We start from the raw sequence: 26,861 nt of genomic DNA, 5'->3' as shown, positions 1-26,861 counted from the left end.
GGTTTTTCCTGGTTGCTTCTTGGCGAGGGAATACCCTTGCCTCCCATCCCGCCTCCTCCGGCGAACCATCTTTTGCACAATCGATCTTTCTTTTTTGCACAATCGATGGTGCAATGACTATCGATCAAGGTAGAGCTTTCGTCAAGAGGGGTTTGTTTCTAAGGGAAGCGACAAAGGAAAGGCGAGATATGACCGACATCGGCAAGAAGAAGGCGACGATCTACGATCTCTCGATGCTATCCGGTGCGTCGCCTTCGACCGTGAGCGCCGTGCTGAACGGGAGCTGGCGGAAGAGGCGTATCAAGGAGGCGACGGCGCAGCTCATTCAGAACCTGGCGAACGAGCACGGCTATACGGCAAACCTGCAGGCCCGTGGCCTGCGTTCGTCCCGCTCCGGTCTCGTCGGTCTTCTGCTGCCGGTGCACGACAACCGCTATTTCTCCTCCATGGCGCAGTCTTTCGAGGCGCAGGTCAGAAGCCGTGGCCAGTGCCCCCTCGTCGTCAGTGCCTGTCGCGATCCGGAGGAGGAACGCAAGGTCGTCGAGACGCTGATCTCCTATTCGATCGATGAGCTTTTCATCGCCGGCGCAACCGATCCGGATGGCGTGCACAAGGTTTGCGAAAAGGCTGGGCTGAAGCACGTCAACATCGATCTGCCGGGCACGCTGGCGCCGTCGATCATCAGCGACAATCATGAAGGTGCGCGCATGCTGACACAGGCGATCATCGAGCGCTCGCAAGAGGATGGCCCGCTTTCACCCGACGATCTGTACCTGTTCGGCGGCCGCAACGACCATGCCAGCCATGAGCGAATTCGCGGTTTCCGGGACGTAAAGCGCGCATTGCTGGGCGCGGATCCCGACGTCTGCATCCAGCCGACCGGCTATTCACCCGCCATGACGGCCCGCGCCTTCGAAGCCTTCTACGAAGGCCACGGAAAGCTGCCGCGCGCATTCTTCGTCAATTCCTCGATCAATCTCGAAGGGCTGATGCGCTTCCTCGCGCTGCACCCGCACGAGACCTTCGCCGATATCGTCGTCGGCTGCTATGACTACGATCCCTTCGGCTCCTTCCTGCCTTTCCCCGTCTTCATGATCCGGCAGGACAGCGAGGCAATGATCACCAAGGGGTTTGCGATCCTCGATGCGGGCCGCGGCCCGCCAATCACGCATCTGGTACGGCCGACGCTCGTCCCACCCCGCACGGCGCTGACCGGCCCGCTCGATGCGCTGAAGGATATCGAGTAATGCGCACCGCCTCGTTGGAACCGCTGGGCTGACGGAGATTTGACGCCCGATCGCGTTGGCATCGACAACGGCCTGAATCTAGCTTTCCGTGATGCGGCGATCCTCATCGGAACCGACGGAGAGTTGCTTCCAGTCCAGGTCCTCCTGCAACTCGAGATATTGCGTCGCGCCGATCTGATCTGTGTCGCGCAATTCCTCAAGGCGTTGGCGCTGGGCGAGAACGGCGGCGATCGTCAGGTCGCGGCGGCGATCGGGCGGCGAGGTCTTGTTTGCATCGGTTGATGCCGTCCAATGATCCTTGCAGATCGTCCGGATCGCTTCGGCCTCAGTGCCGTCTTCCTTCTCAAGGCGCTGAAAGGCCGCTTCGGCGAGCGACCTTCGGGCCGCCTTGAGTTCATCGTGGACTTCTGCCTGCCGACCGAGTTTCAGGAGATGGATCATCGGCGCCAGGGTCGCCCCCTGAATGACCAGCGTTGCGAGCACCACCGCGAAGGCCGTGAGTCCGACCAGGTCTCGTTCCGGAAAGTCGGCGGGGAGTGCGAATGCCGTTGCCAGCGTAACGAGGCCGCGCATACCGGCCCAACCCACCAGCAAGGTCTCCCCGGATGTGAAAGGTGCCAGTTCACCGCCGCGCCGGTGGCGAGACGCGACGACGGCGTGAAGCAGGAACGCCATTGCCATGCGCGCCAGGATGACGCCCACCACTACGATGGCGGCAAATCCCATCGCCCGCTGAAGCTCTTCGGCCGACATCGCCTCAAGGATGCGGCGCGCCTGCAGGCCCATCAGCAGGAAAGCCACCACGTTCAACAGGAAGACGACAGTCGTCCAGACGGCGAAGGAATGCACCCGCATCCGTGGCGAATCCTTGACCGAAGAGAGAGTGGCAAGCGTCATTGCGCTCGCCACGGTGGCAAGGACAGCCGACAGGTGCAGATGTTCGGCGATCAGCCAGGTCGAAAAAGCGTAGACGAATTGAAGCAGGGTCCCGCCGACCGTGTTTTCGGTTATCGGCCGAAGCCGCGAGACAAAAAAGCCGAAGACGATGCCGAACAGGATCCCTCCAGGTGCGGCAAACCCCACCTGAAGCGCCGTCCCGGCATCCAGTCCGCCACGCGCCTGGACAGTCAGCGCGGCGCCGAAAAGCAGCAGCGCAGTCGCGTCGTTGAACAGGCTTTCTCCCTTGAGCAAAGCATCCACGCGGCGGGCGACCGGCAAATTGGAAAGGACTGCCGTGGCGGCGGCGGCATCGGGCGGCGAAACAATTGCGCCGAGTGTAACCGCAACCGCAATCGGAAGCCCGACCGTCAGCATGCTGATCGACACGACCACGCCTGTCGTGACGAGAACCGCAACAACAGCGTAGAAGAACAACGGCAGCAGCATGCGCCGCGCCGCGCCCACCGCGAAGTCATAGGCCGAATCGACAAGAACGGGCGCGATGAACAAAGCGAGCGCCGTCGGCGGATCGATCGGGATCGTCGGCGCGCCGGGTAACATCGCCACGGCGACGCCGGCGGCAGCCAGGATGCCGGGGTAGGGCAGGCGCATGCGACGCGTCACCTGCAGCAGCAGGATGGCAACCGCCAGCAATGCAACGAGTGTTTCGAAGAACGTCATTTCAGCATACTAGCAGGCTTTCGAGCACATTGAAGCGGGTGTCACCCCGATGTAAAGCTTGTGTCGTATCAAGCTGCTGACGCAGCGGCGGAGGGCGACGATGGACTACGAGGTTGCGATTGTCGGCGCTGGCGCAGCCGGGATTGCAGCGGCAAAAAGCCTAGCCGAGGCCGGCCGCTCGGCCATTATCCTGGAGGCCAGCAGCCGCGTTGGCGGACGGGCCTGGACAATCGAATTGGCCGGAATGCCGCTGGATATGGGTTGCGGCTGGCTGCATTCCGCCGAGCGCAATCCTCTCGTCGCCATTGGCCGTGCAGCCGGGTTCAATATCGAGCCCGGGCCGACGGCGTGGCAAAGCCAGTGGCGCGATTTCGGCTTCACGCAGGAGGAGCGCGCGGCGGCGGCGGCGGCATGGAACGCACTTAAGCAGCGGATGCGGACCGGTCCCCCCGCCAGCGACAGCGCGTCGGACGCGCTGGAGCCACATGGCAAATGGAACGCCTACTGCCAGTCCCTCAGCGGATATCTGAACGGGGCACCGCTCGATCGGCTGTCGGTCGCCGATTTTCTGGCCTATGACAATGCAGCGACTGACGCCAATTGGCGGGTGCATGAAGGTTATGGAAGTCTGATCAGCGCGGCCGTTCCGAACGTGGCCTTGCGCCTTTCGACGCCCGTTCGACGCCTGACATTGACCGCAAACGGCATCCGACTGGAGACCGACCGCGGTCCTGTCACAGCAGGGGCCGCGATCATCACGGCATCGACCACCGCCCTGGCCCGCGGAGCCATTATCTTCGACCCGAAGGCCGCCGATCACCTCCATGCCGCAAGTCAGCTGCCGCTTGGCCTCGCAGACAAGCTGTTTTTGGAACTCCATGGCAATCATGGTCTAGAGCCGGAAACCCATCTGCTCGGCGACCCGCAAAATGCCGAGACCGGCAGCTATTATATCCGGCCGCTCGGCCGGCCGATCATCGAAGGCTTCTTTGGCGGAAACGGCGCAGTCGTCATCGAACGCGCGGGTTTGGTGGAAGCATTTGCCTTCGCACTCGACCAGCTGTCATCACTGCTCGGCAGCAACATCCGCCGCCACCTGCGGCCCCTTGCGGCCTCTTCCTGGTGTCGCACCGATTGGATAGGCGGCTCCTACAGCCATGCGCTGCCCGGCCATGCGGACGCACGCGCAGTCCTGGCGCTCCCGGTCGGCGACCGACTGTTTTTCGCCGGCGAAGCGACGCACCAGTCCGACTTTTCGACCGCGCATGGCGCATGGGAAAGCGGATTGCGGGCCGCCGACCAGGCTGCGGCTGTTCTAACACGCTCATGATATAGCAGGGTGCATCTCGTGACCCTCAACGCGCCGATACCACCGGCCGACCATCACCAGCTGGCAGAATTTCATGATTGCCCGGTTCGGATTGTCTTATGTGAATTATAGATCGTTTATGCTGACAGTACCGGCATTTCGTCGTGCTATCTAAGGTTCAATTTAGCCGAAACTGCCAGGGCCATTGCCCGGCGACCCCCAGTTTGGAAAACACGTTCTTGAGGTGGAATTTCGCCGTAGGCTCGGAAAGCCCGAGCGCGGGCGATTTCCTTGTTGCTCTTGCCTTCGTGCAGGCAGAGCAGGACCTGTTGCTCGCGTTGACTGAGAAGACTTTTGCCGCCGGCAAGAGGACCCTTGATCCGGCGGCCGCTATCGGCGGGTTTGCCGAAGACGCTTTTTTCACCCTGGCCAATTATGCGACCGATGATGTCGACGGCATCGGCACTGAAGACCTTCAGGCCGAAACGGCGCACGATCGCCCGCACGACCGTGGAGAATTCGAGCCCCTCGTCCTCGAAAAGCTGAGTTACCTCGTGCGAGCGAGCACGCGCGATCGCAAACTGGAAATATTCGAGCGCCTGGGCATGCCGGTCGTCGTTCCAGGCGGCAACCGTTGCCAGAATTTCCGCCGCCAGCAGGTGATAACCGCTGCCGTTCGCGCGGCTTCGCGCCATCACTCCAGATTGGCGAGCCCTTCGCCCGGTCGTCCCTGAGCTTTGAGAAGGCGCGCTTGCGCGACGAGGAAATCGCTTTCCTCGCGCCATGTCCAGAAGTGCCCGAGTTCGGGATCGCGCAAGGAGGACCAGCCGCGTACGTTCTCGGGATCGGTCAGCCAAGTTTGCATCCTGGTCACATCGATGCACGTTTGCCAATCAACCGAGATGAGTAGCTCGGCCCCCGCGCCAATGTTGACTGTGACCACGATTGCGTCCTAGACGCTGCACTCTAAAGCCGGCTGTGGCGGTTCAGCACCCGCGATAACACCCCAACCTTCGGCGCAGGCGCTACCGTCTGTAGATTTTCGAAGGTTTTGCTTCCACCTCGACCCCGCGGCGGCGGCGTCGGTTCACATCATTTCAAGAGCACTAACGGGCGGGGCCCCGGCTGAGTCGTACCGGTTTACAACGATTGCTTCGAGTCTTTCTCGCAACACCTGAGCGAGAACTGTAATCTTGGAAGGATTTGGCTGGATTAGAGCGATTCAGTTACGGTATCCGTGGGACTGCGAAGCGATTTGCGCGAGCGGGACAGGCTAGAGACAGCACGTCCGCATCTCCTAAAGCAGGACCTTGATGAACGCGGATATGATAGCCGCCTGGGCGGTGGAAAATGGATTCCATGCGATGGATTCCGGGAATTTTTGTCGCCATGACAATGCAGGCGTGATCACGATCGAGATAAAGAGGATGTCAGTCCTCCTCATCGATGAGAGGCAAGGATTGCGACCGCGTCTCATATCGCGATTGTTCAAAGACATATCCCTCACAAGCGGGAGCGGCCGCTTGCAGGGTCTTCTTCTTGACCGCAATCCCAATCATTGAGCGCTCACGCCATCCTCCAGCCCAGCCAATTCAGGTAGCGGATTGTGGCTGACGCCGATGAGCACCGTCGCAAACGTTCAACACTTTCAATATTTCTTCTTGCGAACGATCTTGTTGCCGCGGGGTCCGCTCACGACCGGTGTTCGGTCGCTGTTTTCGGCAAGCAGGCTCCGCCAGCGTTCGAGGCGATCGACGCCCAGGGCACCGCTTGCGACAGCTGCCTGGACCGCGCACCCAGGTTCATGGGCATGGGTGCAATCGCGAAAGCGGCACAGCGGCGCCAGTTCAGTTATTTCAGCAAAGAGGGTGTCTATACCGTCGGCAACATCACTCACGTAAAGCGTTCTTATTCCCGGCGTATCGATGACCCAGCCGCCCCCTGAAATTGCGTGCAGGGATCGCGCCGTGGTGGTGTGTCGGCCCTGCGCGTCATATTCGCGGATGGTGCCTGTCTTTTGCTTTGTGTCGGATTCAGGCCCGGTCATGGTGTTCACCAGCGTTGATTTTCCGACACCAGAAGATCCCACTAGCGCAACCGTCTGGCCAACGCCGCACCAGGGCCTTAACAGGGAAACGGCGTTCGCGGAGCGCCCATTCAAGGCAATGACAGGCACATCGCGTTGCAAGGCCTCGGCTTGGGCCTGGAACATGCCGGCATCCTCCGCGGTGTCAGCCTTTGTCAGCACAATCACCGGATTGCTCCCGGCCTGGTTGGCCATGGCCAGGTAACGTTCCAGCCGAGCAAGATTAAAATCGGCATTGCACGAGGTCACGATCAACAGGGTGTCGATGTTGGCGGCAACAAGTTGCTGGCCACGCCCGCCTTCCAGGCGTCGTTGAAAGACGCTTTTTCGATCGAGACGTCTGACAAGCATGTCAGTCAATGCATCGGCAAGAACCCAGTCGCCCACGGCGTAGTCACCAGTACTGGTATTGGATGGAAATTCCAGTCCGACCGGCCCGGTGACATCGATTGCCTCGATGCGTGCCCGGTGAACTGAAGCGATGCGTCGGGGGATCAAGTCCGCTTCGCTGGGCTGGACCTGGTCCGCGAAGAATTCAGACCACCCAAGCAGTTCTAGCGGTGAAGAAAGTTGGGAGCTGGTCAAATCTTGTTCCACTTTCGGTAAGGCTGCCATAAAGGGTTTTCAATGATCTTCCGCGGCTTTTTGCCTAGCTGCGTGGATGATCCCGTTTTGGCAACGAGGTTGCGTAAGCAGCAGCTTCGCCGGGGTAGGGGAAATCGTCCCCGAGTTGACGGTCGCCATCGTAGACTTTGAAGGCAGGCCCCTCAACTTCAACGATCTTATAGCCGTTCACGTATTCGATCTTCGGTGTTTTCCAGCCCATCAAAAGCTCTCCTGTCCGGTCCGAGGGTTGTCTCTGAAGATGGTGCCAAGACCTCATACTCAGCGGTCTATGACGTATCAGGTGCTTCACGATTAGCCAACGCCAGTTCGATACCGTCCAGACCACCGTTCGTCTGCAAATTCGACAAAGAGCCACCGCCAGGCTGTATTACCGGTGATCAATGGGGCACGATGGCGGGGGCGATCGCCCAATCGACGTGGTCGAGCCCGTCGGCTCAGATACCCTTGCCGTCAACAAACTCGGCGGCAAGCAAGTGGCCTCGCGCCTGCGCCCGCATTTCCCTCGACCAGACGCGCGACTCGCAAGGCGATCTACTTCGACCAGCAGAGCCAGCCGTATTGCTTAGGGAGAGCACCGAGCACGCCGCAACAACGTGCTCGGGTTTTCGCCGAACCAATCGCGCGGCCAAAACCGGTAGCCCAGGCCGTTACCCGTTGACGCTCCGAGCAGTCGCAGCGCTACCGCCGCCGGCAGCCCGGCGCGTAGCAAGCGCCTTGGCCGAAAAGAGCGCGTAAATGATAAGGGGAAGGCAAACGAGATAGGATGTCCGGATGCCAGCATGTTCGGCAATGAAACCGAGCAGCGGCGGCGCCAGGAAAAAGACGACAAAGCTCATTTGGCCGAGGGCGGCGACGTTGAGATACGCCGCGCGATCGGTGCGTTGAGCCGCCGCCGAGACAGCGAGAGGATAGACCGCGCTGCAGCCGGCGCCCATCAAGGCAAAGCCCGCCAGCGCGACATAGGGATGCGGCGCCCCCGACACGGCGCAGATGCCGATCGCCGAAAGAACAAGCAACATCGTGGCGACGGCACGTGCGCCAAACCGATCGACCAGCGGATCGACGAACAGGCGCGCCAGCGCCATGCAGAAGGTAAAGAGCGTCAATCCCAGTCCGCCAATGAAGGGCTCGACCGAAAACACATCGCGCATATAGATCGCCGACCAGTCGATCCCGGCGCCTTCGACGAGAAAGGCCGCGATGCCGATCACGCACAGCGGCATGAGGCCCCAGGTGGGAAGCGCTACCAGCGGTGCCTTGCCTTCATGCAACGCGATCCGCGCCGGCGCATTCCGCATGCCGGAAATCGCCCAGATGCCGATGACAACAACCGCGACAAAGGTCACGGCGAGATGGAGTTCCATCGAAATCCCGGCTTGGCGAACGACCGAGGAGACAAGCGCCGTGACGAAGAAGCCGAGGCTCCAGAAACCATGCGCCCTGTTCATCACACCGCGTCCTAGCTGCGCTTCGATACGGTCGATCTCAACATTGAGATTGATCTCCAGCGCCCCGGCGAGCAGCCCCTCGACGAAAAGCACACAGAACACGACCGGCGCCGCACCAATCCACGGCACCAGAGATAGCAGCGCAGACGTGCCGAGAACAGTAATGAATGCCGTCGTACGCGCGCCGAGCCGGGCGATCAAGGGCGAAGACAAAGTCAACGAAATCAAGGCGCCGATCGCAGCCCCTATCAGGGTCAACCCAAGCTCGGACTTATTGACGCCAAGTGCAACCTGCAAATCCGGCATCCTCGACAGCAGCGCCCCCAGCGACACAGCGAAGAGAAAGAAGCAGACATAGATCCGCTGCTGCGGGGCGATTTTCATGATGCAACTCCGGGGATTGACGCGTCGACGCAAAACACGCGCGTATCGACCTGGGATGTCTATCTCACAGAGCCCAAGATCGAAACTGGTTTCTGAGGGAATGCGTCGGAGAATGTGATATTGGGGACCGGCGCGATTTGCCGAGCCGCGGCAACGTGCGCGTGCCGCTTGATCAAGGTTGCAAGCTTGCCGCCGCGATTCCGAATGCGAGCTTCGTACCGCTTGAGAGCAAGAACCATGTGCTCGTGCCGGACGAGGCCTGCGTGCAACGTGTTTTCAAGCCGAACTTGCTGCCTTCCTCGGGCAGGATCGGTTGCAACCGCGCGCGGTTCGTGGGGCTATCTCACATCAAGCCTCCCAACGATCTCCTTTGGTCCAAACCAGGTGCGTCGCTTTTCGCCTATATAGAGAATGAGGAGCCAGTTTGACAAACTTTGCCAATTTCACTTAACCTATGCGCAGTATGGAGGCTTGAATGGCTACTATGAACGTATCTTTACCAGATCCAATGAAAGATTGGGTCGAGGCGCAAGCGAGGACCGGGCGATATTCCAATGCCAGTGACTATGTGCGCGACCTGATTCGCAGGGACCAAGCACGCAGTGATAAGATTGCTGCCATGCAACGCTTTGTCGACGACGGTGTCAAAAGTGGTGTTGGCGGTCGCTCGAAGGACGAACTCTTTGCAGCGGCAGTCGCGCGCGCGGAAACGACCCGCGGCAGCAGATAATGCGTTTTAGCCTTTCTGTCGAAGCGGAAGAGGACATCATTGCAATCGCCGAGCAAAGTGTCCGAATTTTCGGATCTGCACAGGCTAGAAGGTATCATGACGAGCTGTTCGCGTTGCTTGACCTGATTGCCGCGAATCCGCAAATGGCGCGTGAACGAGAAGAGATTTGGCCGCACGTTAGGATCCATCCGTTCAAAGCGCATCTCGTTGTCTACCGGATCGAAGAGAACGGAGCCATTTTCGTGATCCGAATACGCCATGGACATGAAGACTGGGCCGGCGATCCTGGTTAGGCCTCGCCGATTGCGAGCATAAGCACAGTTGCATCGGGTTCATGTAGCCAGGAATGTAACGCGTCTCAAATGAGCTGGCTTCCATTAATCATTGTTATCCCACGTGACGAGGACAACGGGTCCGCGCTCGGTTTCCTTCAATGCGAGCGCCTCTTCGCTTTCAAACCGATAGTGATGGCGAGTAGGGCGGCCGCGGGTGGTGACGCACAGGAACCCATCAATGAACGCGCCAGTGGCCTTCATCGGACCAATCTTCAGATCAAGCGTAAAGCACGAACCTGCGCTTGAGCGTACCGACTGTGGCGACGGCCATCTACCCATCGCTCCCGTTTTTCATACCCGGCCCGGGCAACAACACAGCCAGGCGGCGGCGCAACTCATTTCTGAAAATTGCGCGTGCCTGCCCGATCTCGTGGAAGCCGATATGCGCAACAAAGCGCATGACCGTAGAGACGGAGACGCCGCAGTCGTTCGCGATTGAGGTCGTGCTAGCAAAGGCCATGAGTTCCGGTTTGGCCAGGACCCTCTTCGCGACATTCTCGACACGAAGAGGGAAGGTGACCTGGCGGCAGGCGATAGCGCACTTCAGCTCTTCGAAACTAGCCGGCGGGCTGCTCAGACTGCGGATATGCTGCGGCATTTCGTGGCACACTCCGTCTTTTGCGATCCGGCCTAGAGACCGGAAAGCTGGATCGTCCTGCGCTCGGTAACCGACGTGATGCAGGCAAGCGCGATGGCAAGCGCATTGCGGGCATCTTCACCGGTCGGGCCAGTGACGGTGCCTGTCCTTATGGCCTCGACGAAGGAGGCGAGCTGGGCGGTGTAGCCGTGGACAAAGTGATCCGTGTCACGCCGCCAGGTATCGTTCGAAACTCCGTTCTTGTCGTAGAGCGTCATCGAGGAACGGCGTACATCGCCCATCGTCACCATGCCGCCGGAGCCAAAGACCTCGCCGCGGATGTCGTAGCCGTACATGGCGCAGAAATTCGCCTCCGCCACGGCGATCGAACCGTTGTCGAAGCGGATGGTGACGACGGCGGTGTCGTGAAAACCCTTTCTGGCAAAGTCCGGTACCACGAGCGCATCGGCAATCGCCGTCACCTCGATCGGGGTTGCTTTCGGGTTCAGCCACAGCAGCGTGTCGAAGTCATGGATCAGTGTCTCATAGAAGATCGTCCATAGCGGCGTCTTTTCCGGGTTGCCGTCGTAGGGACCCGGGTCTCGCGTCAACGAGCGAAGAAGTTGGACGGAACCAACTTTGCCAGCGTCGATCGCTGCGCGGCCCTCGTAAAAAGCCTGGTCCCAACGTCGATTGAAGCCAACCTGGAGTGGCACCTTCGCAGCCTTTGTGACAGCGATAGCCTCGTCTGCTTCCCCGAGCGTCAGCGCCATCGGCTTTTCGCAGAAGACCGCTTTTCCGGCCCGCGCGGCTTCCACGACGACGCTCGTGTGGAAACGCGCCGGCGTGGCGATGATGACGCCATCGATCTCCGGATTGGCGAGAAGCTCCGACACGCTGGTATAGGCTTTGGGTGCATCGAGCGCTGCCGCCAGTTTTTCGGCAGCGCCCGGCGCCGGATCGGCGACGGCGAGCAAATTGGCATCAACCAGGCGCCGGGCGACGCTTTCGGCGTGGAACGAACCGATGCGGCCGGCACCGATGAGAGCGAGATTGACGGGACGGTGGGCGGGCATGGAAAGCTCCTGAAAATGCTGCTGTCGGATCAAAGGGAAAACGCGTCGCGGAAGCGGGAAAGAGCAAGTTCGTCATCGCCGGATGGCCAGGCTTCCATGCCGATCGTGCCCCGGTAGCCCATCTCGTTCAGGGCGCGTGCGATCGCCGGATAGTTGATTTCACCAGTGCCCGGCTCCTTGCGGCCGGGAACGTCGGCGACCTGAATTTCACCGATATGTGGAAGAGCGGTGCGGCAAAGCTCGATCAAGTTCCCTTCACCGATCTGCGCATGGTAGAGATCCAGGTTGAGCTTCAGCGACGGCCGGTTGACGGCCGCGACCAATGCAAGCGTGTCGGCGGCCTTGGCAAACGGCGTCTTTGGATGGTCAACAGCCTCGTTCAGGTTTTCGAGGACGAAGGTAACGCCTTCCTCCTCGCCGAGATCAGCGATGCGGTTTAGCGTATCGGCGGCCTTCAGCCACATGGCGCCGGTGACGACCTCGGACTTGACGACGGGCAGGCCCTGTCCGTCGAGCCCCGTGCCATGCAAGTTGAGGCGCGGGCAATTGAGTTCCTTGGCGATCGGGATCGACTGGCGCGCAGTGCGCAGCAGCTCATCGGCTCCGGCGTCATCTGCCAGCGTGCCGGTCACGTATCCTGTCATCGACGAGAAAGTGGCACCAGACTTTGCGATCGCCTCGATATCGTGTTTCGTCCAATCCCAGATTTCCGCCTGGAAGCCGAGTTCGGTGATGCGCTTCAACCGATCGAGGAGGGGCAGGGAGCGAAACACCATTTCGGCGCAGACCGCTAGCGTGAAAGGTGATGTTTTTGTAGTCGTTTTCATGATTGTTCCTCATGCAATATGTCAGATCGTGCCGCCGAGTTCGGCGGAGAGCACCTGCAGTTCCTTGCCGCCAGCCATGAGGTTCTGCAGTTCCTCAAGCGAAATCTCGCTCTTGTCGAAAGTGCCGAGCGTCTTTCCGCGATTGAGAACCGTGAAACGATTGCCGACAGCAAAGGCATGGCGAACATTGTGGGTGATGAAGATCACAGCGAGGCCCTTCTGCTGAACCTGATGGATGTACTTCAGCACCATCGAGGTTTGGGCAACGCCCAATGCGGACGTCGGCTCATCGAGGATGAGCACCTTTGCTCCGAAATAAACGGCCCGCGCGATCGCCACACATTGCCGCTCGCCGCCGGAAAGGGTGCCGACCGCCTGGTTCGGGTCGCGGATATCGATGCCGATCTTGTGCATCTCCTCGCGAGTCACCTCGCTGCAATACTTGAAATCGACATGGCGAAACGGCGGAATGCCTTTCACGGGTTCGCGTCCCATGAAGAAGTTTCGAGTGATCGACATCAAAGGGATCATCGCCAGATCCTGATAGACGGTCGCGATGCCGGCATCGAGTGCATCGCGCGGACTGGTGAATGCGACCGGCTTGCCCTCGACCAGGAAATCGCCGCCCGAGGGACGGACCACACCCGACAGCGTCTTGATGAGTGTGGATTTCCCAGCTCCATTGTCTCCAAGCAGGCAGAGCACTTCGCCCTGTGATACCTTCATCGAAACGCCCGAGAGCGCGATGACGGAGCCGTAGTGCTTGACGATATTTTTGACTTCAATGACCGGCGGAGCGGTTTCTGATTGGTTATCAGTCATGATCAGCGCTCCCCTGTCACTTTGCGGCGAATGAAATTGTTGAAGAGAACGGCCAGCAGCAGCATGGAGCCGAGGAAGACTTGGAACCAGTCCGAGTCGAACTTCGTGTAGGTCAGGCCGATCGAGACGAGACCGAAGATGATGGCGCCGAAGAAGGCGCCGATCGCCGATCCATAACCGCCGGTCAGCAGACATCCGCCAATCACGGCAGCGATGATCGCCTCGAACTCCTTCTGGAAACCGCGGCGCGCGTCCGTCGAGCCGGCATCCAGCACGGTGATAATTGCCACAAGCGCCGCGGCGCAGGCTGTGAGCGCGAAGAGCCCCGTCTTCACGCGATCGACCGGGACCCCGGAGTTTCTTGCCGCATTGGGATCGCCGCCGGCGGCAAAAACCCAGTTTCCGATCCGGGTGCGCAGAAGAACCCAGGTGGCGAGCCCGGCAATGGCGATGAACCAGACCACGGACACCGGCACGCCCGTGACTTTCGGAACGCCGTTGTCGAACTTCTCGATCAGGCCATGGGCTGCAAGCCAGCTGAAAAGATCCTGGAAGGCGACGCCTGAGAACAGGCGCTTCAAGGGACCGTCGCCGACGGCCTCACCTATCCCGCGAAGCTGAGTTGAGCCGCCTGTCGCCCATTTCAGGCCAACAAGAGTTAGACCCCGCAAAATAAAGAGGAAGGCAAGCGTGACGATGAACGACGGCAGCCGTGTCCTGATCACAATCTGTCCGTTCACCGCGCCCATGGCGGCTGCAAGCAGCATCGTGATGATAATGGAAATCCAGAGCGGTTGACCGAAATTGGTCAGGGCCGCGCCGAAGATCAATCCGGCGAAGGCCACCATCGAGCCGATCGAAAGATCGAACTCGCCACCAATCATCAGCAGAGCTGCCGCAATGGCGAGAATTCCCAGCTGTGAGGCTGGGGCCAGGATCGTCATCACACCTGAAAGCGAAAACATCGAACGGTCTGCGGTAAGAAAGAAGAACGTCACCACCAGGACGAGGCCAGCAACCGCGCCGAGCTCGGGCCGACGCATCATATGTGTGAGAAAGCCCACCTGTTTGATGCGCTCGTCGGAGTTTGACGCATCTCCTATTTTTTGCTCGATCGGAGCCATGATACCTACCTCCCAATGGATGCAATTCGCCGAAGCGCCGAGGGCATTCCTCACGGCGCACGTCGTCTGTCGAACACCCTCTTCGAAAGCGGGGAGGGTGTTCGACAATCACGCCTTTCGGCAGTCGTGGATTAGCGGATGCCCTTTGCCGATAGTTCGACGACCTGGGCGGCCTTTTCCTTGGTGATCAGGTTCGGACCGGAAGGCACGTTGCCGCCGGGGATCAGGCCGTACTTGGCATAGTTTGCGAGGAAGACCACGGGCAGATAGCCCTGGAGGAACTGCTGCTGATCGATGGCGAAAGCGGCATCGCCAGCAGCGACAGCCTTCAGGAAGTCTGCAGAAAGGTCGAAAGTGGCGACTTTGATCTTGCCAGTCATGCCTGCATCGGCGACGGCAGCCAGAGACGGTTCGCCGGCAGTGCTTGCGCCGAGTGCCATGATCGTGTCGATTGCGGCGTTCGAGCTCAGTGCAGCCTTCACCTTGGCCCGAACGTCCGCCGGATCGTTGGAGACGGGCAGGACCGTAACGCTGCCTGCAAAGCCGTCGGAGAAGCCCTGGCAACGCTGCTGATCGAGGGAGACGTTGCCGACCTCCTGGTTGACGCAGATGGCAACCTTGCCGCCCATCTCCTTGAGCTTTTCACCTGCTGCCTTGCCGGCGCTGTATTCGTCCTGGCCGACATGGAGAAGCGCTCCCAGTGACTTCGAAACGTCGGAGCCGGAATTGATGGAAATGACCGGAATGCCGGCGGCGACGGCCTTCTTGATCGACGGGCCTAATGCGGACGAATCCGGGATCGAGACGATCAAGCCGGCTGGTTTCTGGTTGACGGCGGCGTCGATCAGCTGGCTCATGGCCACCATGTCGAAGGTTTCCGGCGCACGATAGTCGATGCTGACACCGGCATCCTTGGCGCCGGCGCTTACCCCGTTCTTAACAACCGACCAGAAGGGGTCGTTGGCCTGGCCGTGCGTTACGGCGATGATGTTGATATCCTGTGCGATGGCAACGCCAGATGCAGCGCCAAGTGCGCTAACCACGGCAACGCCCAGCACAATTTTACGAAGAAACGATTTCATAAAAACTCCTCCCAAAGGGTGTCCCGCGCCTCCTAGCGCGAAAACCACCAAAAACGCCTCAGACGGCGCGTCCTCCAATTTGCTACCGGGTGCACATTTTATGCTACCGGTAGCAAACGTGCATAGCTATAAGATTCTTGCTAAAAGAAATCAACCATTCATTTCGCGTTCCGGCAGAAATGGAATAAACGTTTCGAAACGGAGAGGTTCGACTATGAAGCGAGCGACGGCGCAGAACGTGGCGATGGAGGCCGGCGTTTCAAAGTGGACGGTCATCCGCGCATTTACGCCGGGTGCCTCGATCACGGAAGCAAGCAAAGCCAAAGTGCTGGAGGCGGCAGAGCGGCTCAATTATCGGCCTAACCTGTTGGCCAGGAGCCTTGCCACCAATTCTACACATCAGGTCGCGGTTCTCGTTGATGACTTCGCAAACCCGCACAAGCTTCCGTTTCTTGAAAAGCTAACCGCCAGCCTGCAGGCGGAGGGGCTCGTGACCATGTTGATCAATATCAATCAGCACTACAGCCACGTGCATGCCATATTGAATGCCGACCAGCGGCAGGTTGATGCGATCGTGCTATTTGGCACAGCGTTTCGCGACGAGATGTTGACGGATCATAAGCTGGGACGCGGCGGGCCTCCGATGTTTGTTCTTGCTCGAGATAGCCAGATCGAAGGTGTTCCCGCCATCTCCTGCGATGCCGTCGTGGCGATTGCCGAGATCGGCGAGCACCTATTAAAACGGGGATATCGGAGACCGGGATTTATGGCCGGGGCGCTTACATTGTCTACAGCGCTTGGCAGGCGGAGAAACTTCAAGGCGTTCTGGCGAACCGCTCTCGGCGTCGAACTCGTAGAAATGTCTGCCGAGCGCTACAGCGCAGAAGCAGGCGCGCAAGCCGCCCGGGACTATTTGTCTAACGTTGCGCCGGAAGACCGGATCGATGTCCTCATGTGCGAAAACGATGCTCTCGCGTTCGGAGCGATCGATGTTGCCCGAAGCGAGTTCGGCTTACGTGTGCCGGATGATCTCGCCATTGTGGGCTTCGACAACGCTGCCCCTGCGGCATCCCCCGCATACAGCCTTACAACCTACGAGCAACCCACCGACCAGATGGTCAAAGCGGCAATAGACATGATTCTGGAAAGAGCGCCGAGGGAGACAGTTAATTTCCAAGGCAAGCTTGTGGTGAGAGATTCAGCCTGATTGATCAAGCAATAGAATAGGCCAAAACGTATTTGGGCAAAATCCTCCAGGCGGAAAACCACATCGTTCAAACAAATATCTCGAGCAAGTGAGCGCTAGAGACACTGGGCATCTGATGAGTGGTGTCGTTGGTTAATTTCCTTACGCCGGGGCATTGTTCTCCCGATTGGAGGCGATGACATCGGCGTGCTTTGGGTTGGGGCCGAGTGCCGCGAATTGTTCGGGCAATTTATCCCGCGTTGCAGCGGCCTTTCCCTTCACGGCCTGAGCAAGGGCCTTGCGCGTCTCCTCGACGTTCCAGTCGCAGCAATAGACGGGCGTCGACGGCTGCTGGCGCCAGGAGTCGTCGAGAGACCCTGAATCGATGGGATCAAAACCGACCTCGTCCACGATGCCCATGACGATTCTTTTCTGAGCCTCGTCGTCGCCCGCAACGGCCGCTGCAATGCGATCGGGTGCACCAACCGGACGCCCGCCATCGGCAAGGGTCGCAGCCAGAATGTTGTTGAAGGCTTTGATAACGCGGCGGCCAATCTGGTTCGAAACCCAGACGCTTTCCGGCAATCCGTCGTCAATCTCGGCAATGTGCGGATCGCGCATGCCAGGATAGTAGTTGCCCGTATCGACGACCGGGACGTTGGCGGCAAGATTTGCGAATAGATCCTGCGGAAGCTCTGCAACGGCCGGGAATGGGATCGACAAGATGATCATATCAGCGCCATCCACCACGCCCTGTGCATCAACCGGGGTCGCGCCGATGTCAGCAGCGAATGCGTTGAGCTTTTCGGAGGGTTTTGAATTGGTGATCCGGACATCATGCCCTGCGGCGGCAAGCTTGCGTGCGAGGGTACCGCCGATATTGCCGGTGCCAAAGATGCCGATTTTCATAAGCTATTCCTTCCGCATTTCTGTACTAATGAAAATAGGAGTAGATAGCTAAGCAGGCAAGAACCCACCTTTTGGTGTGTTACTGCCGATTGAGGTATGTATGCGGACTGAGCACGACTGGAACTGCCAGAATCCCGAGCAGCGGAAGGTATGGGCTGCGGCGACCAGTGAGGCGCTGCGGGTTCTCGAGGGCAAGTGGAAGACTGTCATCATCTGCCAGCTCTTTGCAGCGCATGGTCCCCTCCGCTTTTCTGAGTTGGAACGGCGTGTCGACGGCGTGAACCAGAAAATGCTCATCCAACAACTGAAAGAGCTGGAGAAGGACGGAATAATCGTACGAACCGTTTATCCGGAGGTGCCCCCACGGGTAGAGTACAACTTAAGCAAACTTGGTGTTGCACTGGGTCCGGCGATGGAAGCGTTGATCGACTGGGCACTACTCCGACGCGCTGGCATGAATGGTGACTGAAGCGGCGAAGGATTGAAGTCCGCGGATCCATTTATCGAGTGGCTCGGCCAGTAGGTTCTCGTCAATCGTTCTCACGGTTCCGGCGAGTACGGGAAGAAGCACGCACCTTTGCCCCTGGCTTGCAAAATAGAATGCCAAATCAAATTCAATTGCCCCCTATGAGGGGCCACGGGTCGCAAGTAAAGACTGTTCATACTGGCGTTCGCTTCGATGCACTTTCGACCGTCATCCAGAATTTCTCTGCCAACTCCGTCATCCGGGTCCTGGATCGGATCAGTACGATCTTGACCGGCACCATCCACCGTTCGTCGCCGGCGACTGCCAGGTTCCCTTCTGGTTCCAGCTCAGAGCTGGCAAGGCTGCGCGGTATCCAGGCCACGCCTTTTCCCTCAAGTGCCAGCGCTTTCAAGACCATTGCCAAATGCGATGTGAAGACGCGCACCAGATGCAATTCGCTCTCGACCGGCGAAAGGTTGGCCGCCAGTATTCGGCCCATTCCCGATTTCTCGTCAAACGATATATGAGGGACGGGAATCTCCGGTGTACCGGGCAACTTATGGATTGGCGCGCCCTCCTTGCCTCTTCGAGCAACGGGGACAAGAACGTCGCTGGCAAGTTCCATGTACTTGAAGTCGGCTTCATGCAAACGAATTTCGCTGTCTGGATGGAAGTGGCACAGGAGAAACTGCGCCCTGCCTTCCGCCATCATCTTTTCGCACTCATTCATGTTGTCGGAAAGAAGCCGGATTGGCACTGTCGCTACCGACGAGCCCAGACTTTGCACCCAACCCGGAAAAAAGGTGAAGGATAAAGCGTGCGTCGCCGCAAACGTCAGGGTCGCAGTGGCGGATCGTTCCTGATTCAAGTCGTGGGTAACCCTTTCGATCCTTTGAAGAATGTCATTTGCGGCATCAAGCATAATTTCGCCAGCAGGCGTAATCCTGATGCGGTGCGTTGATCGGTCGACCAGAACGGATCCGCTCCAATCTTCAAAGGCCTTTATCCGGCGACCAAAGGCGGGCTGCGTAATATTGCGCAACTCCGCCGCCCTCGAAAAATTGAGGGTGTCGGCGAGAGCTCGCAAATCCAAAAGCCAGGCAGTATCCATCTCATCCTCTCACTTGCGGCATCAATTGAAGCCGAAACGGCATTGGACGGTCAATCGCTTGTTCGCGAATGTTGCGTTGAGGAACGCCGTTGTTGGAGACGCGATGGCAATGGCAGGAAGAAATGAAGTCACCATCGATCTCGGTCACCTCGCAGGCTTCGTTACCCTTGCTGCCACGCTGCCCAGCTTTCATGCCATTCCCATCGCAGGTCTCATCCTCCTGCTCGGCGTCGATCGCTTCATGAACCTCATCGGCAACGGGGTTGCAACAATAGCCATCGCCAAGTGGGAAGGGGCTTTTGACCGGGCCACCGTCGACGCCGAACACGCGGGGACGTTCCCCGCCGGATCACTGTTGTCGCTGACGAAGCCCAGCACTAGCCAGACATCCAAATGTTCAGAAACCGGAGATCAAAATGCGTATCGTAAACGTCTGCGAAGTTACCAAGCCCATCGCGTCGCCCATCCGCAACGCCTATATCGACTTTTCGAAGATGACGGCCAGTCTCGTTGCCGTCGTGACCGATGTCGTCAGGGACGGCCGCCGCGTCGTTGGCTATGGCTTCAACTCGAACGGCCGTTATGGCCAGGGCGGCCTGATCCGCGAACGGTTCAAGGACCGCGTCCTGCAGGCAGACCCGGACAGCCTGATCAACGACGCCGGCACCAACCTCGATCCGCACAAGATCTGGTCGACCATGATGATGAATGAAAAGCCCGGCGGTCACGGCGAGCGCTCCGTGGCTGTCGGTACCATCGACATGGCCATCTGGGATGCGGTTGCGAAGATCGAAAGTAAACCTCTCTTCCGCATGCTGGCCGACATGAAGGGCCGCGAGGCGGACCCCAGGGTCTTCGTTTACGCCGCCGGCGGCTACTACTATCCCGGCAAGGACAACAGTGCGCTTCGCAAGGAGATGCGCGGCTATCTCGACCGCGGGTACAATGTCGTGAAGATGAAGATCGGTGGCGCCTCGATCGACGAGGACCGAGGCCGCATCGAATCCGTGCTGGAAGAGATCGGTTCCGAGGCGAAACTCGCGGTCGATGCGAACGGCCGCTTCGATTTGGAGACTGGCATCGCCTACGCCAAGATGCTGCGTGACTACCCGCTTTTCTGGTACGAGGAAATCGGCGATCCACTCGACTACGCCTTGCAGGCGGCCATCTCCGAATTCTACGACGCTCCGATGGCAACCGGCGAGAACCTCTTCTCCCACCAGGATGCCCGCAACCTGCTTCGTTACGGCGGCATGCGCGCCGACCGCGACTTCCTGCAGTTCGACTGCGCCCTGTCCTACGGTCTCGTCGAATACCTCCGGACCCTCGACGTCCTGCGCCAGTTCGGTTGGTCGCCGTCCCGCTGCATCCCGCATGGCGGTCACCAGATGTCGCTCAACATCGCGGCCGGCCTCGGCCTCGGTGGCAATGAGAGCTATCCAGATCTCTTCCAGCCATACGGGGGCTTCCCGGACGGCGTAAAGGTCATCGACGGGCATATCACGATGCCTGAGCTGCCGGGCATCGGCTTCGAAGGCAAGTCCGACCTTATCAAGGTCATGCGCGAACTCGCCGAATAGTCGCGTGTTCCGGGGGACCAGGACGGTCGCGTGATCGCGATGAAGAGCATAGTCTAACGAACTTCGGTTCGCTGATCACGCGTAGGCCTGTGCAATCACTTTGTTCCATAAGCTATCTTATGCGATACAGTTGTGTAAGGGCTATTTAGTAATGCGACAGTTGGGCCAGTTAGAGATGCGACAGTCTCGCCTCTCGACGCACTGGTCAAAGCCAACGTTGGGAGCAAGGATGACGATCTTCAGCCTGGTCAAGACCATGAGCGGTCGGAGTCGTCATGTCCTTTATGATCACCATGTCGCAGAAAGAGTTGCATCGCCTTGAAGTCATCCAGAAGATCCGTGACCTACGCCTGAGCGTTGTCCAGGCTGCCGAACTGCTCGGGCTCAGTCGAAGTCAGGTCCATCGGTTGCTGCAGGCCTATGACCGGGATGGTCCAGCCGGCCTCGTTTCCAAGAAACGATCGCAGCCGAGCAACCGGCGCCACAGCGAGGAGTTTCGCAATGCAGCGCTGGATCTGATCCGCGAGCACTATCTGGATTTCGGCCCGACGCTGGCTCGCGAGAAGCTGATCGAGCTGCACCGGATCTCTGTTGCTAAGGAGACGCTGCGGCAATGGATGACCGAGGCCGGCATCTGGATCTCGCGCCGGGAACGCAAGAAACGGGTTTTCCAGCCACGCGGCCGGCGCGACTGCTTTGGCGAACTGGTGCAGATCGATGGTTCGCATCACTGGTGGTTCGAGAACCGCGGCCCCAAATGCGCCCTGCTCGTCTATATCGACGATGCGACCGGCAAGCTGCTGCACCTGCGGTTCGCCGGATCAGAGAACACGTTCGACTATCTGCATGCGACTAAGGCGTATTTGCAGCAATGGGGCAAACCTCTCGCGTTCTACAGCGACAAACATGGGGTTTTCCGTAGCACGCATGCGTCAGAGAAAGACCGGACGAGCGGCCTGACGCAGTTTGGTCGTGCGCTTTATGAGCTGAACATCGACATTATCTGTGCCAACACTCCGCAAGCCAAGGGCCGTGTGGAACGCGCCAACCAGACATTGCAGGATCGGCTGGTGAAGGAGATGCGGCTTCGCGGCATCGATACGATCGAAGCTGCCAATGCCTATGCGACTGAGTTCATTGCGGATTTCAATTCGCGGTTCGGCAAGCAACCGCGCAATCCGAAGGACATGCACCGACCGCTGGCCGACCATGAGAATCTCGATGGCGCCATGTGCCGGAAGGAAGTCCGCACACTGTCGCAGTCGCTGACGCTCCGTTACGACAAGGTCTTGTTCATTCTCGATCCGACCGAGATTTCCAGGCCATTGGCGGGTAAGAAGGTCGTTGTCTGCGACTACCCGGACGGCCGCCTCGAGATCATGCACGAGAGCTTCACCCTGCCCTACAGAACCTTCGATACATTGCGGTCGGTCCACCGGGCAGAGGTTGTCGAGAACAAGCGTCTCGACGACATGCTTTCCATCGTCGCCGAGCTGCAGGCTGGGCGGGAACAGCAGCGCAGCAAGAGCGGCCCTCGCCGCACCGGCCAGACGGATCATATGTTCGGTATTCCCGATGGCAGCCAGGGCAATGGTTATCAGAAGCGTGGCCGCAAGCCTGGCCGGCGGACGGACTTCATGAATGATCCGGAGGTGATTGCCAAAAGGCAGAAGGCGTTGATGAGGCAGCCAGCGGAATGAAGTTCGTCAGTGCACGCCGATGTCGCTTTGCGTATCCGATTCCAACTGCAGGCAGGCTGCCCAAAGTGGCGTCTTGTGGAAGGATCCGTCCTGGAGAAGAGTGAGCCCCTCTCGTGCCTCATAGAGCAAGCCGAGCCAGCATAAGCGTCGAAAGACGCCGTACTGGAGATCGGATTTCAACTCCCAGGCTTCCAGGGTTATTTCGGTGTCCGACAGAGGCGCCAGGTCTGGATAGAGGATCTTCACAACCTCCATTGGTGTGCAACCTTCTCTGGCCTTGATATTGAGAAGATTGAGGAACATGCGCCACCAGCGTAACCGCGCTCGGACCTCCTCTTCCCGCTCGGTGGCGTGGACATACGAATAGAGATAATCCGTGGCGACCAGATCAAAGAAGGCTTGCGGGTCCACCAAAAACTCCCGGCCGCGTTTGGTTGGCAGCAGCACGTCCTTTTTTCGGCGAAGAAGTTTCAGATGACGGGCCATGTCGCGCACGACCCAAAGCGGCGGCATGTCGCTTTCATTGAGCACCTTGTTCATGCTGTAGAGGTCTTCGGCTGTGAAGCTTGGCCAGAGGAAGTGCACAGCGGCCCAATGCACGAACTTGCGGTTCATGGCGCCGGTCGCAGTCAATCCTATGCCACCCTCACCGTCAGCATAGGCAACCGAAAGAAGCATGCCGCGAAGAAGTGGTGACAGCGCGGCGACATCGACGTGCCCCTGCAGGTTGATTTCCGGAAGCATCGTGCGGCTTTGATCCCCATCCTGCGCCATGCAAGTGCCAGCGAGTATCGAGCGACAAAAGAACAATTGCCAGTGAGAAAGCTAAAGCCGAAGGAAGTGTCATCACCCGCCCCCGCTCCGCCCTTTCAACCCGGCCCAGCCGGCCGGATCGGGGGCTGACCGACGGTGCTAGTGTCGCGTTTCTAACTGGCTGGCGAAGTCGCAGCGCTATTCAGCTTTGACAAGTTGTGTAAGGGCTTTTAGTAATGCGACAGTTGGGCCAGTTAGAGATGCGACAGTCTCGCCTCGACGCGCTGGTCAATGCCAACCTTGGGAGCAAGGATGACGACCTCCAGTCTGGTCGAGACATGCTTTCCATCGTCGCCGAGCTGCAGGCTGGGCGGGAACAGCAGCGCAGCAAGAGCGGCCCTCGCCGCGCCGGCCAGACGGATCATATGTTCGGCATTCCCGATGGCAGCCAGGGCAATGGTTATCACAAGCGCGGCCGCAAGCCTGGTCGGCGGACGGACTTCATGAATGATCCGGAGGTGATTCCCAAAAGGCAGAAGGCGTTGATGAGGCAGCCAACGGAATGAAGTTCGTCAGTGCACGCCGATGTCGCTTTGCGTATCCGATTCCAACTGCAGGCAGGCTGCCCAAAGTGGCGTCTTGTGGAAGGATCCGTCCTGGAGAAGAGTGAGCCCCTCTCGTGCCTCATAGAGCAAGCCGAGCCAGCATAAGCGTCGAAAGACGCCGTGCTGGAGATCGGATTTCAACTTCCAGGCTTCCAGGGTTATTTCGGTGTCCGACAGAGGCGCCAGGTCTGGATAGAGGATCTCCACAACCTCCATTGACGTGCAACCTTCTCTGGCCGCGATATTGAGAAGATTGAGGAATAGGCGCCACCAGCGTAACCGCGCCCGCACCTCCTCTTCACGATCGGTTTCGTGGACATACGAGTAGAGATAATCCGTGGCGATCAGATCGAAGAAGGCTTGCGGTTTTGCCAAAAACTCCCGGCCTCGTCTAGTTGGCAGCAGCACATCCTTTTTCCGGCGAAGAAGCTTCAGGTGGCGGGTCATGTCGCGCACGACCCAAAGCGGCGGCATGTCGCTTTCATTGAGCACCTTGTTCATGCTGTAGAGGTCTTCGGCTGTGAAGCTTGGCCAGAGGAAGTGCACAGCGGCCCAATGCACGAACTTGCGGTTCATGGCGCCGGTCGCAGTCAATCCTATGCCACCCTCACCGTCAGCATAGGCAACCGAAAGGATCATCCCGCGAAGAAGTGGTGACAGCGCGGCGACGTCGATGTCACCCTGCAGCTTGATTTCTGGAAGCATCGTGCGGCTTTGATCCCTACCCTGCAACAGACAGCTGCCCATAGTACAACCGGCGACGGAACAATTGCCACTGAGAAAGCTAAAGCCGATGGGGAGCATCTCACCCGCCCCCTCCCTTCCCTTGCAACCCGGTCCAGCCGGTCCGGTCGGGGGCTTGCCTCAGCGCAAGTGGACATGCCGAGTGACGCATTTGCAAATGGCTGAAGAAGCGCCCAAAGTGACACTTCTACTTTGCACACAAACGGACATTCCAACCCTGCCGCCACACGGTCTGTAGGGGGTACATTCTATTTCCAAGTGCGACATCGCCGCTGAAACTGGGGCTGCGTCGCTCGACGATTAAAAGAAGATAGCCGCGCATGGCGCGATATACCTTCTCTTATCCGACGATGACATGCGGTACGAAACGCGACAAGTTGGCGGTTATGCGCGAGCGATCCTCGCGGACGGCAAGACCGCAGGCGCGATCACCGACGATCCAGCTGCCGAGCACGGCGAAGCCACCATCGCTTTCGAAAAGCGGAGCATAGGCCTGGACGATAAAGCCTTCGTCGCCATAATCGCCGGGGGCGGAAATCAATTCCCGGCCATCTCGGAATATCGTGACGTTCTCGCCTTCTCGCGACAGCAGTGGTTTGCGCACATAATCGCTCAAACTGGACGCCGCCGGGTCGTCTGCGAAATAGCTAGCGAGCAGGTTGGGATGATTGGGGTGGCGCTGCCAGAGCAGAGGCAGAAGCCCTTTGTTGGAAAGCACGGCCTTCCAGGCGGGCTCGACGAAAACATCACCCGAGCGCACGAGGTCGCGGGCGAACGGCTCGCGCAGCATGAATTCCCACGGATACAGCTTGAAGCAGCGGTCGATCACCCGATCCTTGAGATCGGTGTAACGGCCCTGTGCATCGATGCCGATTTCGCGGATGTCCAGAAGCTCGACGCGATGGCCGGCCTGCACTGCACAGTCCATCAGATAGACCGTCGTGCCGCGATCCTCCTCATTGTCGGTCATCGCCGCGAAGTGGAAGATCGGCTCCTTGGAAAATTGCTCGAACGCCTCGACGAGGCTTTCCTGCAAGGAATTGTACTGGTCCGCATCCTTGGGCAGGATACCCAAAGCCACCTGGTCGGTCAGCCAGTTGAACTGGAAATAGGCTGTCTCAAACACCGAAGTGGGAGTATCAGCGTTATATTCGAGCAACTTAACCGGGCCAGTGCCGTCATAAGCAAGATCGAACCGGCCGTAGAGGTGCCGGTCGCGACGCTGCCAGGAGCGCTGCACCACATCGCGCAGGTCCTCCGGAATAGCCAGCTTGTCGAGCGACTCTTCGCTTCTGACGATATCATCGACCAGATCCATGCACATGTCGTGCAGTTCCTGGCTCGGTTCTTCAATCCGTGTCTCGATCTCATCGAGCGTGAATGTATAGGCGGCATCGTCGAGCCAGTAAGGCTCGCCGTACATGACGTGAAACCCGAAGCCGACGGCGCGCGCCTTGTCAAGCCAATCAGGACGCGCCGGAAGGGTGATGCGCTTCATGTCAGCCGCCGAAACTGAACGACGAACGGCCCCCGAAGCCTTGACGGGCGACGGTGCGGGTGTTGACGTTGACCGGCTTGACACTCTGACGTGAGGGCGCAGTCACGGTGTCGTTGCGACCGCCCGAGCGAACAGTCGTTGTCACCGTTTGCCCCGAGCGATTGCGATAAATCGGCGTCGAGCCGTAGGAGCCACTCTCCTCCTGGCGCCGGCGATAATCGTAATAGCCGCCGATGTTGTTCAGTGCGGAAGACAGCATGTAGCCCGTCAGGAACGGTACGAAAAAGCTGCCGCCTCCGCCGGTATTGTTGGGGACGGCACTGGCCGACTGTTCCGTGCACTGGCCTGAGCCGTATTCGGCCTCGCAGGCGGCCATGCCGTTGAAGCGCGGCGCGGCGGCGAGATGGGCCCGCATGGCATCCTGATAGCCGGCCTGGCAGACCTGCCGGTCCATGCCGGAAGTCACGCATTGGTCGACGGAGGTGAACATTGTCTCCGAGGGAGTCTGATCGCCGCAACCGGACAGGGCCAGGGTCGAGGCAGCGATGGTGCCGAGGGCCAGGAAAGGTCGTTTGTGCCCGCTCTTACGTCTGCGCATCGTTCCCTCCCCTCAATAGGTCATGCAGGCGGCGTTGAGAATACCGATGACCAGCGCGATGCCGCCGCCCCATATGCCCGCGGCGATATCGCCGGCAGTGATCTTTTCATGCAGATCCGTCATGGTGAAATTCGCAATATAGTAAGCCAGGATCTGCGCCAGAATGCCGACCACCGCCCATATGATGTAATCGACTATGCTGACCGAATTGGCTGCGGCCGAAGCCAGCGGCAGGCTGAAACCAACAAGCGCGCCCAAGAATGCCGTGACGGCGGCAAGATTGCCTGCGCGAATGAGTTGGACTTCCTTCTGCGGCGTCAGGAATGTGTAGATCACCGCGAAAACGCCGTAAGCGGCAAGACCAACGGCGAAATAGCCGAGGAAGGCAGGCAGACCCGCCACGTAATCGAGCATTGA

30 protein-coding genes and 1 pseudogene are annotated in these 26,861 nt (G+C 59.1%); 11 read left to right on the top strand and 20 right to left on the bottom strand.

What is annotated here, in order from left to right; all coding sequences use genetic code 11:
* Window positions 1-188 precede the first annotated feature (188 nt).
* Window positions 189-1,247 (top strand): LacI family DNA-binding transcriptional regulator, encoded by a 1,059-nt coding sequence (locus tag AC245Y_RS24660; protein ID WP_017996211.1) that lies wholly within the window; start codon window positions 189-191, stop codon window positions 1,245-1,247.
* A gap of 78 nt (window positions 1,248-1,325) precedes the next feature.
* On the opposite strand, the gene AC245Y_RS24655 is transcribed toward AC245Y_RS24660, so the two are convergent.
* Window positions 1,326-2,867, bottom strand: coding sequence for a cation:proton antiporter (locus AC245Y_RS24655; RefSeq protein ID WP_017996212.1), 1,542 nt, complete (start codon window positions 2,865-2,867; stop codon window positions 1,326-1,328).
* A gap of 100 nt (window positions 2,868-2,967) precedes the next feature.
* On the opposite strand from AC245Y_RS24655, the gene AC245Y_RS24650 reads away from it, so the two are divergent.
* Window positions 2,968-4,197 carry a flavin monoamine oxidase family protein gene (locus tag AC245Y_RS24650; RefSeq protein ID WP_017996213.1) on the top strand — a complete coding sequence of 410 codons (1,230 nt, stop codon included), beginning with the start codon at window positions 2,968-2,970 and terminating at the stop codon, window positions 4,195-4,197.
* A 146-nt stretch (window positions 4,198-4,343) separates the two neighbouring features.
* Here AC245Y_RS24650 and AC245Y_RS24645 read toward each other — a convergent pair whose 3' ends face one another.
* Both AC245Y_RS24645 and AC245Y_RS24640 read right to left on the bottom strand, forming a co-directional pair.
* A complete protein-coding gene (locus AC245Y_RS24645) occupies window positions 4,344-4,871 on the bottom strand; it encodes a LuxR C-terminal-related transcriptional regulator (protein ID WP_017996214.1) in 528 nt (175 codons plus the stop codon).
* Window positions 4,871-5,119, bottom strand: coding sequence for a hypothetical protein (locus AC245Y_RS24640; protein WP_012755613.1), 249 nt, complete (start codon window positions 5,117-5,119; stop codon window positions 4,871-4,873). Before AC245Y_RS24640 ends, AC245Y_RS24645 begins: the two co-directional genes overlap by 1 nt.
* Before the next feature lie 370 nt (window positions 5,120-5,489).
* On the opposite strand from AC245Y_RS24640, the gene AC245Y_RS24635 reads away from it, so the two are divergent.
* Entirely contained in the window at window positions 5,490-5,738 is a 249-nt protein-coding gene (locus AC245Y_RS24635; protein ID WP_012755612.1) for a hypothetical protein, read from the top strand.
* Between the two features lie 86 nt (window positions 5,739-5,824).
* Here AC245Y_RS24635 and rsgA read toward each other — a convergent pair whose 3' ends face one another.
* The 3 genes from rsgA to AC245Y_RS24620 all read right to left on the bottom strand — a co-directional run bounded on the left by rsgA (window position 5,825) and on the right by AC245Y_RS24620 (window position 8,721).
* The gene (rsgA, locus tag AC245Y_RS24630; RefSeq protein WP_017996216.1) at window positions 5,825-6,877 is read right to left on the bottom strand and encodes a ribosome small subunit-dependent GTPase A; all 1,053 of its coding nucleotides are present in this window, start codon (window positions 6,875-6,877) and stop codon (window positions 5,825-5,827) included.
* A gap of 34 nt (window positions 6,878-6,911) precedes the next feature.
* Window positions 6,912-7,088: a hypothetical protein gene (locus AC245Y_RS24625; RefSeq protein WP_003549623.1), complete on the bottom strand. Its 177-nt coding sequence runs from the start codon at window positions 7,086-7,088 to the stop codon at window positions 6,912-6,914.
* Between the two features lie 448 nt (window positions 7,089-7,536).
* Window positions 7,537-8,721: an MFS transporter gene (locus AC245Y_RS24620; protein WP_012755610.1), complete on the bottom strand. Its 1,185-nt coding sequence runs from the start codon at window positions 8,719-8,721 to the stop codon at window positions 7,537-7,539.
* Between the two features lie 137 nt (window positions 8,722-8,858).
* Here AC245Y_RS24620 and AC245Y_RS24615 point away from each other — a divergent pair, with 137 nt between their 5' ends.
* Genes AC245Y_RS24615 through AC245Y_RS24605 form a run of 3 tightly spaced genes read left to right on the top strand, consistent with a single transcriptional unit; the run spans window position 8,859 to window position 9,744 of the window.
* Window positions 8,859-9,149, top strand: a complete 291-nt coding sequence (locus AC245Y_RS24615) for a hypothetical protein (RefSeq protein ID WP_012755609.1) — start codon at window positions 8,859-8,861, stop codon at window positions 9,147-9,149.
* Between the two features lie 47 nt (window positions 9,150-9,196).
* On the top strand, window positions 9,197-9,451 hold the full coding sequence (locus AC245Y_RS24610; protein WP_012755608.1) for a type II toxin-antitoxin system ParD family antitoxin: 255 nt from the start codon (window positions 9,197-9,199) through the stop codon (window positions 9,449-9,451).
* Entirely contained in the window at window positions 9,451-9,744 is a 294-nt protein-coding gene (locus tag AC245Y_RS24605; RefSeq protein WP_017996217.1) for a type II toxin-antitoxin system RelE/ParE family toxin, read from the top strand. Before AC245Y_RS24610 ends, AC245Y_RS24605 begins: the two co-directional genes overlap by 1 nt.
* Window positions 9,745-10,057: 313 nt before the next feature.
* Here AC245Y_RS24605 and AC245Y_RS24600 read toward each other — a convergent pair whose 3' ends face one another.
* The 6 genes from AC245Y_RS24600 to AC245Y_RS24575 all read right to left on the bottom strand — a co-directional run bounded on the left by AC245Y_RS24600 (window position 10,058) and on the right by AC245Y_RS24575 (window position 15,294).
* Window positions 10,058-10,384 (bottom strand): MurR/RpiR family transcriptional regulator, encoded by a 327-nt coding sequence (locus AC245Y_RS24600; protein WP_012755606.1) that lies wholly within the window; start codon window positions 10,382-10,384, stop codon window positions 10,058-10,060.
* A 32-nt stretch (window positions 10,385-10,416) separates the two neighbouring features.
* Window positions 10,417-11,439: a Gfo/Idh/MocA family oxidoreductase gene (locus tag AC245Y_RS24595; protein WP_017996219.1), complete on the bottom strand. Its 1,023-nt coding sequence runs from the start codon at window positions 11,437-11,439 to the stop codon at window positions 10,417-10,419.
* A 29-nt stretch (window positions 11,440-11,468) separates the two neighbouring features.
* The gene (locus tag AC245Y_RS24590; RefSeq protein ID WP_012755604.1) at window positions 11,469-12,266 is read right to left on the bottom strand and encodes a TIM barrel protein; all 798 of its coding nucleotides are present in this window, start codon (window positions 12,264-12,266) and stop codon (window positions 11,469-11,471) included.
* A gap of 21 nt (window positions 12,267-12,287) precedes the next feature.
* Window positions 12,288-13,088, bottom strand: a complete 801-nt coding sequence (locus AC245Y_RS24585; RefSeq protein WP_012755603.1) for an ATP-binding cassette domain-containing protein — start codon at window positions 13,086-13,088, stop codon at window positions 12,288-12,290.
* Between the two features lie 2 nt (window positions 13,089-13,090).
* Entirely contained in the window at window positions 13,091-14,212 is a 1,122-nt protein-coding gene (locus AC245Y_RS24580) for an ABC transporter permease (RefSeq protein ID WP_017996220.1), read from the bottom strand.
* 131 nt (window positions 14,213-14,343) lie between these two features.
* On the bottom strand, window positions 14,344-15,294 hold the full coding sequence (locus AC245Y_RS24575; protein WP_017996221.1) for a sugar ABC transporter substrate-binding protein: 951 nt from the start codon (window positions 15,292-15,294) through the stop codon (window positions 14,344-14,346).
* A 214-nt stretch (window positions 15,295-15,508) separates the two neighbouring features.
* On the opposite strand from AC245Y_RS24575, the gene AC245Y_RS24570 reads away from it, so the two are divergent.
* Entirely contained in the window at window positions 15,509-16,501 is a 993-nt protein-coding gene (locus AC245Y_RS24570; protein WP_017996222.1) for a LacI family DNA-binding transcriptional regulator, read from the top strand.
* 141 nt (window positions 16,502-16,642) lie between these two features.
* Here the strand turns inward: AC245Y_RS24570 and AC245Y_RS24565 are convergent, their stop codons facing one another.
* Complete coding sequence (locus tag AC245Y_RS24565) at window positions 16,643-17,389, bottom strand: NADPH-dependent F420 reductase (protein ID WP_017996223.1); 747 nt, start codon at window positions 17,387-17,389, stop codon at window positions 16,643-16,645.
* A gap of 100 nt (window positions 17,390-17,489) precedes the next feature.
* Between AC245Y_RS24565 and AC245Y_RS24560 the strand changes: the two genes are divergently transcribed.
* Complete coding sequence (locus AC245Y_RS24560) at window positions 17,490-17,858, top strand: winged helix-turn-helix transcriptional regulator (protein ID WP_017996224.1); 369 nt, start codon at window positions 17,490-17,492, stop codon at window positions 17,856-17,858.
* A gap of 190 nt (window positions 17,859-18,048) precedes the next feature.
* On the opposite strand, the gene AC245Y_RS24555 is transcribed toward AC245Y_RS24560, so the two are convergent.
* Window positions 18,049-18,966, bottom strand: coding sequence for a LysR substrate-binding domain-containing protein (locus AC245Y_RS24555; protein WP_017996225.1), 918 nt, complete (start codon window positions 18,964-18,966; stop codon window positions 18,049-18,051).
* 1 nt (window position 18,967) lies between these two features.
* Window positions 18,968-19,294: a hypothetical protein gene (locus tag AC245Y_RS24550; protein WP_017996226.1), complete on the bottom strand. Its 327-nt coding sequence runs from the start codon at window positions 19,292-19,294 to the stop codon at window positions 18,968-18,970.
* Window positions 19,295-19,382: 88 nt separating this feature from the next.
* On the opposite strand from AC245Y_RS24550, the gene AC245Y_RS24545 reads away from it, so the two are divergent.
* A complete protein-coding gene (locus AC245Y_RS24545) occupies window positions 19,383-20,546 on the top strand; it encodes a mandelate racemase/muconate lactonizing enzyme family protein (protein WP_017996227.1) in 1,164 nt (387 codons plus the stop codon).
* Window positions 20,547-20,821: 275 nt separating this feature from the next.
* The gene (locus tag AC245Y_RS24540) at window positions 20,822-22,246 is read left to right on the top strand and encodes an ISNCY family transposase (RefSeq protein WP_017996228.1); all 1,425 of its coding nucleotides are present in this window, start codon (window positions 20,822-20,824) and stop codon (window positions 22,244-22,246) included.
* A 6-nt stretch (window positions 22,247-22,252) separates the two neighbouring features.
* Here the strand turns inward: AC245Y_RS24540 and AC245Y_RS24535 are convergent, their stop codons facing one another.
* Window positions 22,253-22,990, bottom strand: coding sequence for a hypothetical protein (locus AC245Y_RS24535; protein WP_026157354.1), 738 nt, complete (start codon window positions 22,988-22,990; stop codon window positions 22,253-22,255).
* A gap of 344 nt (window positions 22,991-23,334) precedes the next feature.
* On the opposite strand from AC245Y_RS24535, the pseudogene AC245Y_RS24530 reads away from it, so the two are divergent.
* A pseudogene (locus tag AC245Y_RS24530) lies at window positions 23,335-23,565 on the top strand (ISNCY family transposase); the annotation flags it as partial.
* Window positions 23,566-23,571: 6 nt separating this feature from the next.
* Here AC245Y_RS24530 and AC245Y_RS24525 read toward each other — a convergent pair.
* From AC245Y_RS24525 to AC245Y_RS24510, 4 genes are all read right to left on the bottom strand, one after another.
* Window positions 23,572-24,309: a hypothetical protein gene (locus AC245Y_RS24525; RefSeq protein WP_026157583.1), complete on the bottom strand. Its 738-nt coding sequence runs from the start codon at window positions 24,307-24,309 to the stop codon at window positions 23,572-23,574.
* Window positions 24,310-24,688: 379 nt separating this feature from the next.
* Window positions 24,689-25,846, bottom strand: a complete 1,158-nt coding sequence (locus AC245Y_RS24520) for a glutathionylspermidine synthase family protein (RefSeq protein WP_012755590.1) — start codon at window positions 25,844-25,846, stop codon at window positions 24,689-24,691.
* Between the two features lies 1 nt (window position 25,847).
* Window positions 25,848-26,444 carry a DUF1190 domain-containing protein gene (locus AC245Y_RS24515; RefSeq protein WP_012755589.1) on the bottom strand — a complete coding sequence of 199 codons (597 nt, stop codon included), beginning with the start codon at window positions 26,442-26,444 and terminating at the stop codon, window positions 25,848-25,850.
* A 12-nt stretch (window positions 26,445-26,456) separates the two neighbouring features.
* Window positions 26,457-26,858, bottom strand: a complete 402-nt coding sequence (locus AC245Y_RS24510) for a DUF350 domain-containing protein (protein ID WP_003550237.1) — start codon at window positions 26,856-26,858, stop codon at window positions 26,457-26,459.
* Window positions 26,859-26,861: the final 3 nt, after the last annotated feature.

It is taken from the genome of Rhizobium sp. SRDI943 (assembly GCF_057653695.1).
Note: the sequence above shows the minus strand (reverse complement) of the source record. Positions and strands in the feature narration are given on the sequence as shown.

Coding starts and splice junctions, on each gene's coding strand:
- AC245Y_RS24660 (WP_017996211.1), top strand. CDS start 189: ATGACCGACATCGGCAAGAAGAAGGCGACGATCTACGATCTCTCGATG.
- AC245Y_RS24655 (WP_017996212.1), bottom strand. CDS start 2,867: ATGACGTTCTTCGAAACACTCGTTGCATTGCTGGCGGTTGCCATCCTG.
- AC245Y_RS24650 (WP_017996213.1), top strand. CDS start 2,968: ATGGACTACGAGGTTGCGATTGTCGGCGCTGGCGCAGCCGGGATTGCA.
- AC245Y_RS24645 (WP_017996214.1), bottom strand. CDS start 4,871: ATGGCGCGAAGCCGCGCGAACGGCAGCGGTTATCACCTGCTGGCGGCG.
- AC245Y_RS24635 (WP_012755612.1), top strand. CDS start 5,490: ATGAACGCGGATATGATAGCCGCCTGGGCGGTGGAAAATGGATTCCAT.
- rsgA (WP_017996216.1), bottom strand. CDS start 6,877: ATGGCAGCCTTACCGAAAGTGGAACAAGATTTGACCAGCTCCCAACTT.
- AC245Y_RS24625 (WP_003549623.1), bottom strand. CDS start 7,088: ATGGGCTGGAAAACACCGAAGATCGAATACGTGAACGGCTATAAGATC.
- AC245Y_RS24620 (WP_012755610.1), bottom strand. CDS start 8,721: ATGAAAATCGCCCCGCAGCAGCGGATCTATGTCTGCTTCTTTCTCTTC.
- AC245Y_RS24610 (WP_012755608.1), top strand. CDS start 9,197: ATGGCTACTATGAACGTATCTTTACCAGATCCAATGAAAGATTGGGTC.
- AC245Y_RS24605 (WP_017996217.1), top strand. CDS start 9,451: ATGCGTTTTAGCCTTTCTGTCGAAGCGGAAGAGGACATCATTGCAATC.
- AC245Y_RS24600 (WP_012755606.1), bottom strand. CDS start 10,384: ATGCCGCAGCATATCCGCAGTCTGAGCAGCCCGCCGGCTAGTTTCGAA.
- AC245Y_RS24595 (WP_017996219.1), bottom strand. CDS start 11,439: ATGCCCGCCCACCGTCCCGTCAATCTCGCTCTCATCGGTGCCGGCCGC.
- AC245Y_RS24590 (WP_012755604.1), bottom strand. CDS start 12,266: ATGAAAACGACTACAAAAACATCACCTTTCACGCTAGCGGTCTGCGCC.
- AC245Y_RS24585 (WP_012755603.1), bottom strand. CDS start 13,088: ATGACTGATAACCAATCAGAAACCGCTCCGCCGGTCATTGAAGTCAAA.
- AC245Y_RS24580 (WP_017996220.1), bottom strand. CDS start 14,212: ATGGCTCCGATCGAGCAAAAAATAGGAGATGCGTCAAACTCCGACGAG.
- AC245Y_RS24575 (WP_017996221.1), bottom strand. CDS start 15,294: ATGAAATCGTTTCTTCGTAAAATTGTGCTGGGCGTTGCCGTGGTTAGC.
- AC245Y_RS24570 (WP_017996222.1), top strand. CDS start 15,509: ATGAAGCGAGCGACGGCGCAGAACGTGGCGATGGAGGCCGGCGTTTCA.
- AC245Y_RS24565 (WP_017996223.1), bottom strand. CDS start 17,389: ATGAAAATCGGCATCTTTGGCACCGGCAATATCGGCGGTACCCTCGCA.
- AC245Y_RS24560 (WP_017996224.1), top strand. CDS start 17,490: ATGCGGACTGAGCACGACTGGAACTGCCAGAATCCCGAGCAGCGGAAG.
- AC245Y_RS24555 (WP_017996225.1), bottom strand. CDS start 18,966: ATGGATACTGCCTGGCTTTTGGATTTGCGAGCTCTCGCCGACACCCTC.
- AC245Y_RS24545 (WP_017996227.1), top strand. CDS start 19,383: ATGCGTATCGTAAACGTCTGCGAAGTTACCAAGCCCATCGCGTCGCCC.
- AC245Y_RS24540 (WP_017996228.1), top strand. CDS start 20,822: ATGTCCTTTATGATCACCATGTCGCAGAAAGAGTTGCATCGCCTTGAA.
- AC245Y_RS24535 (WP_026157354.1), bottom strand. CDS start 22,990: ATGCTTCCGGAAATCAACCTGCAGGGGCACGTCGATGTCGCCGCGCTG.
- AC245Y_RS24525 (WP_026157583.1), bottom strand. CDS start 24,309: ATGCTTCCAGAAATCAAGCTGCAGGGTGACATCGACGTCGCCGCGCTG.
- AC245Y_RS24520 (WP_012755590.1), bottom strand. CDS start 25,846: ATGAAGCGCATCACCCTTCCGGCGCGTCCTGATTGGCTTGACAAGGCG.
- AC245Y_RS24515 (WP_012755589.1), bottom strand. CDS start 26,444: ATGCGCAGACGTAAGAGCGGGCACAAACGACCTTTCCTGGCCCTCGGC.
- AC245Y_RS24510 (WP_003550237.1), bottom strand. CDS start 26,858: ATGCTCGATTACGTGGCGGGTCTGCCTGCCTTCCTCGGCTATTTCGCC.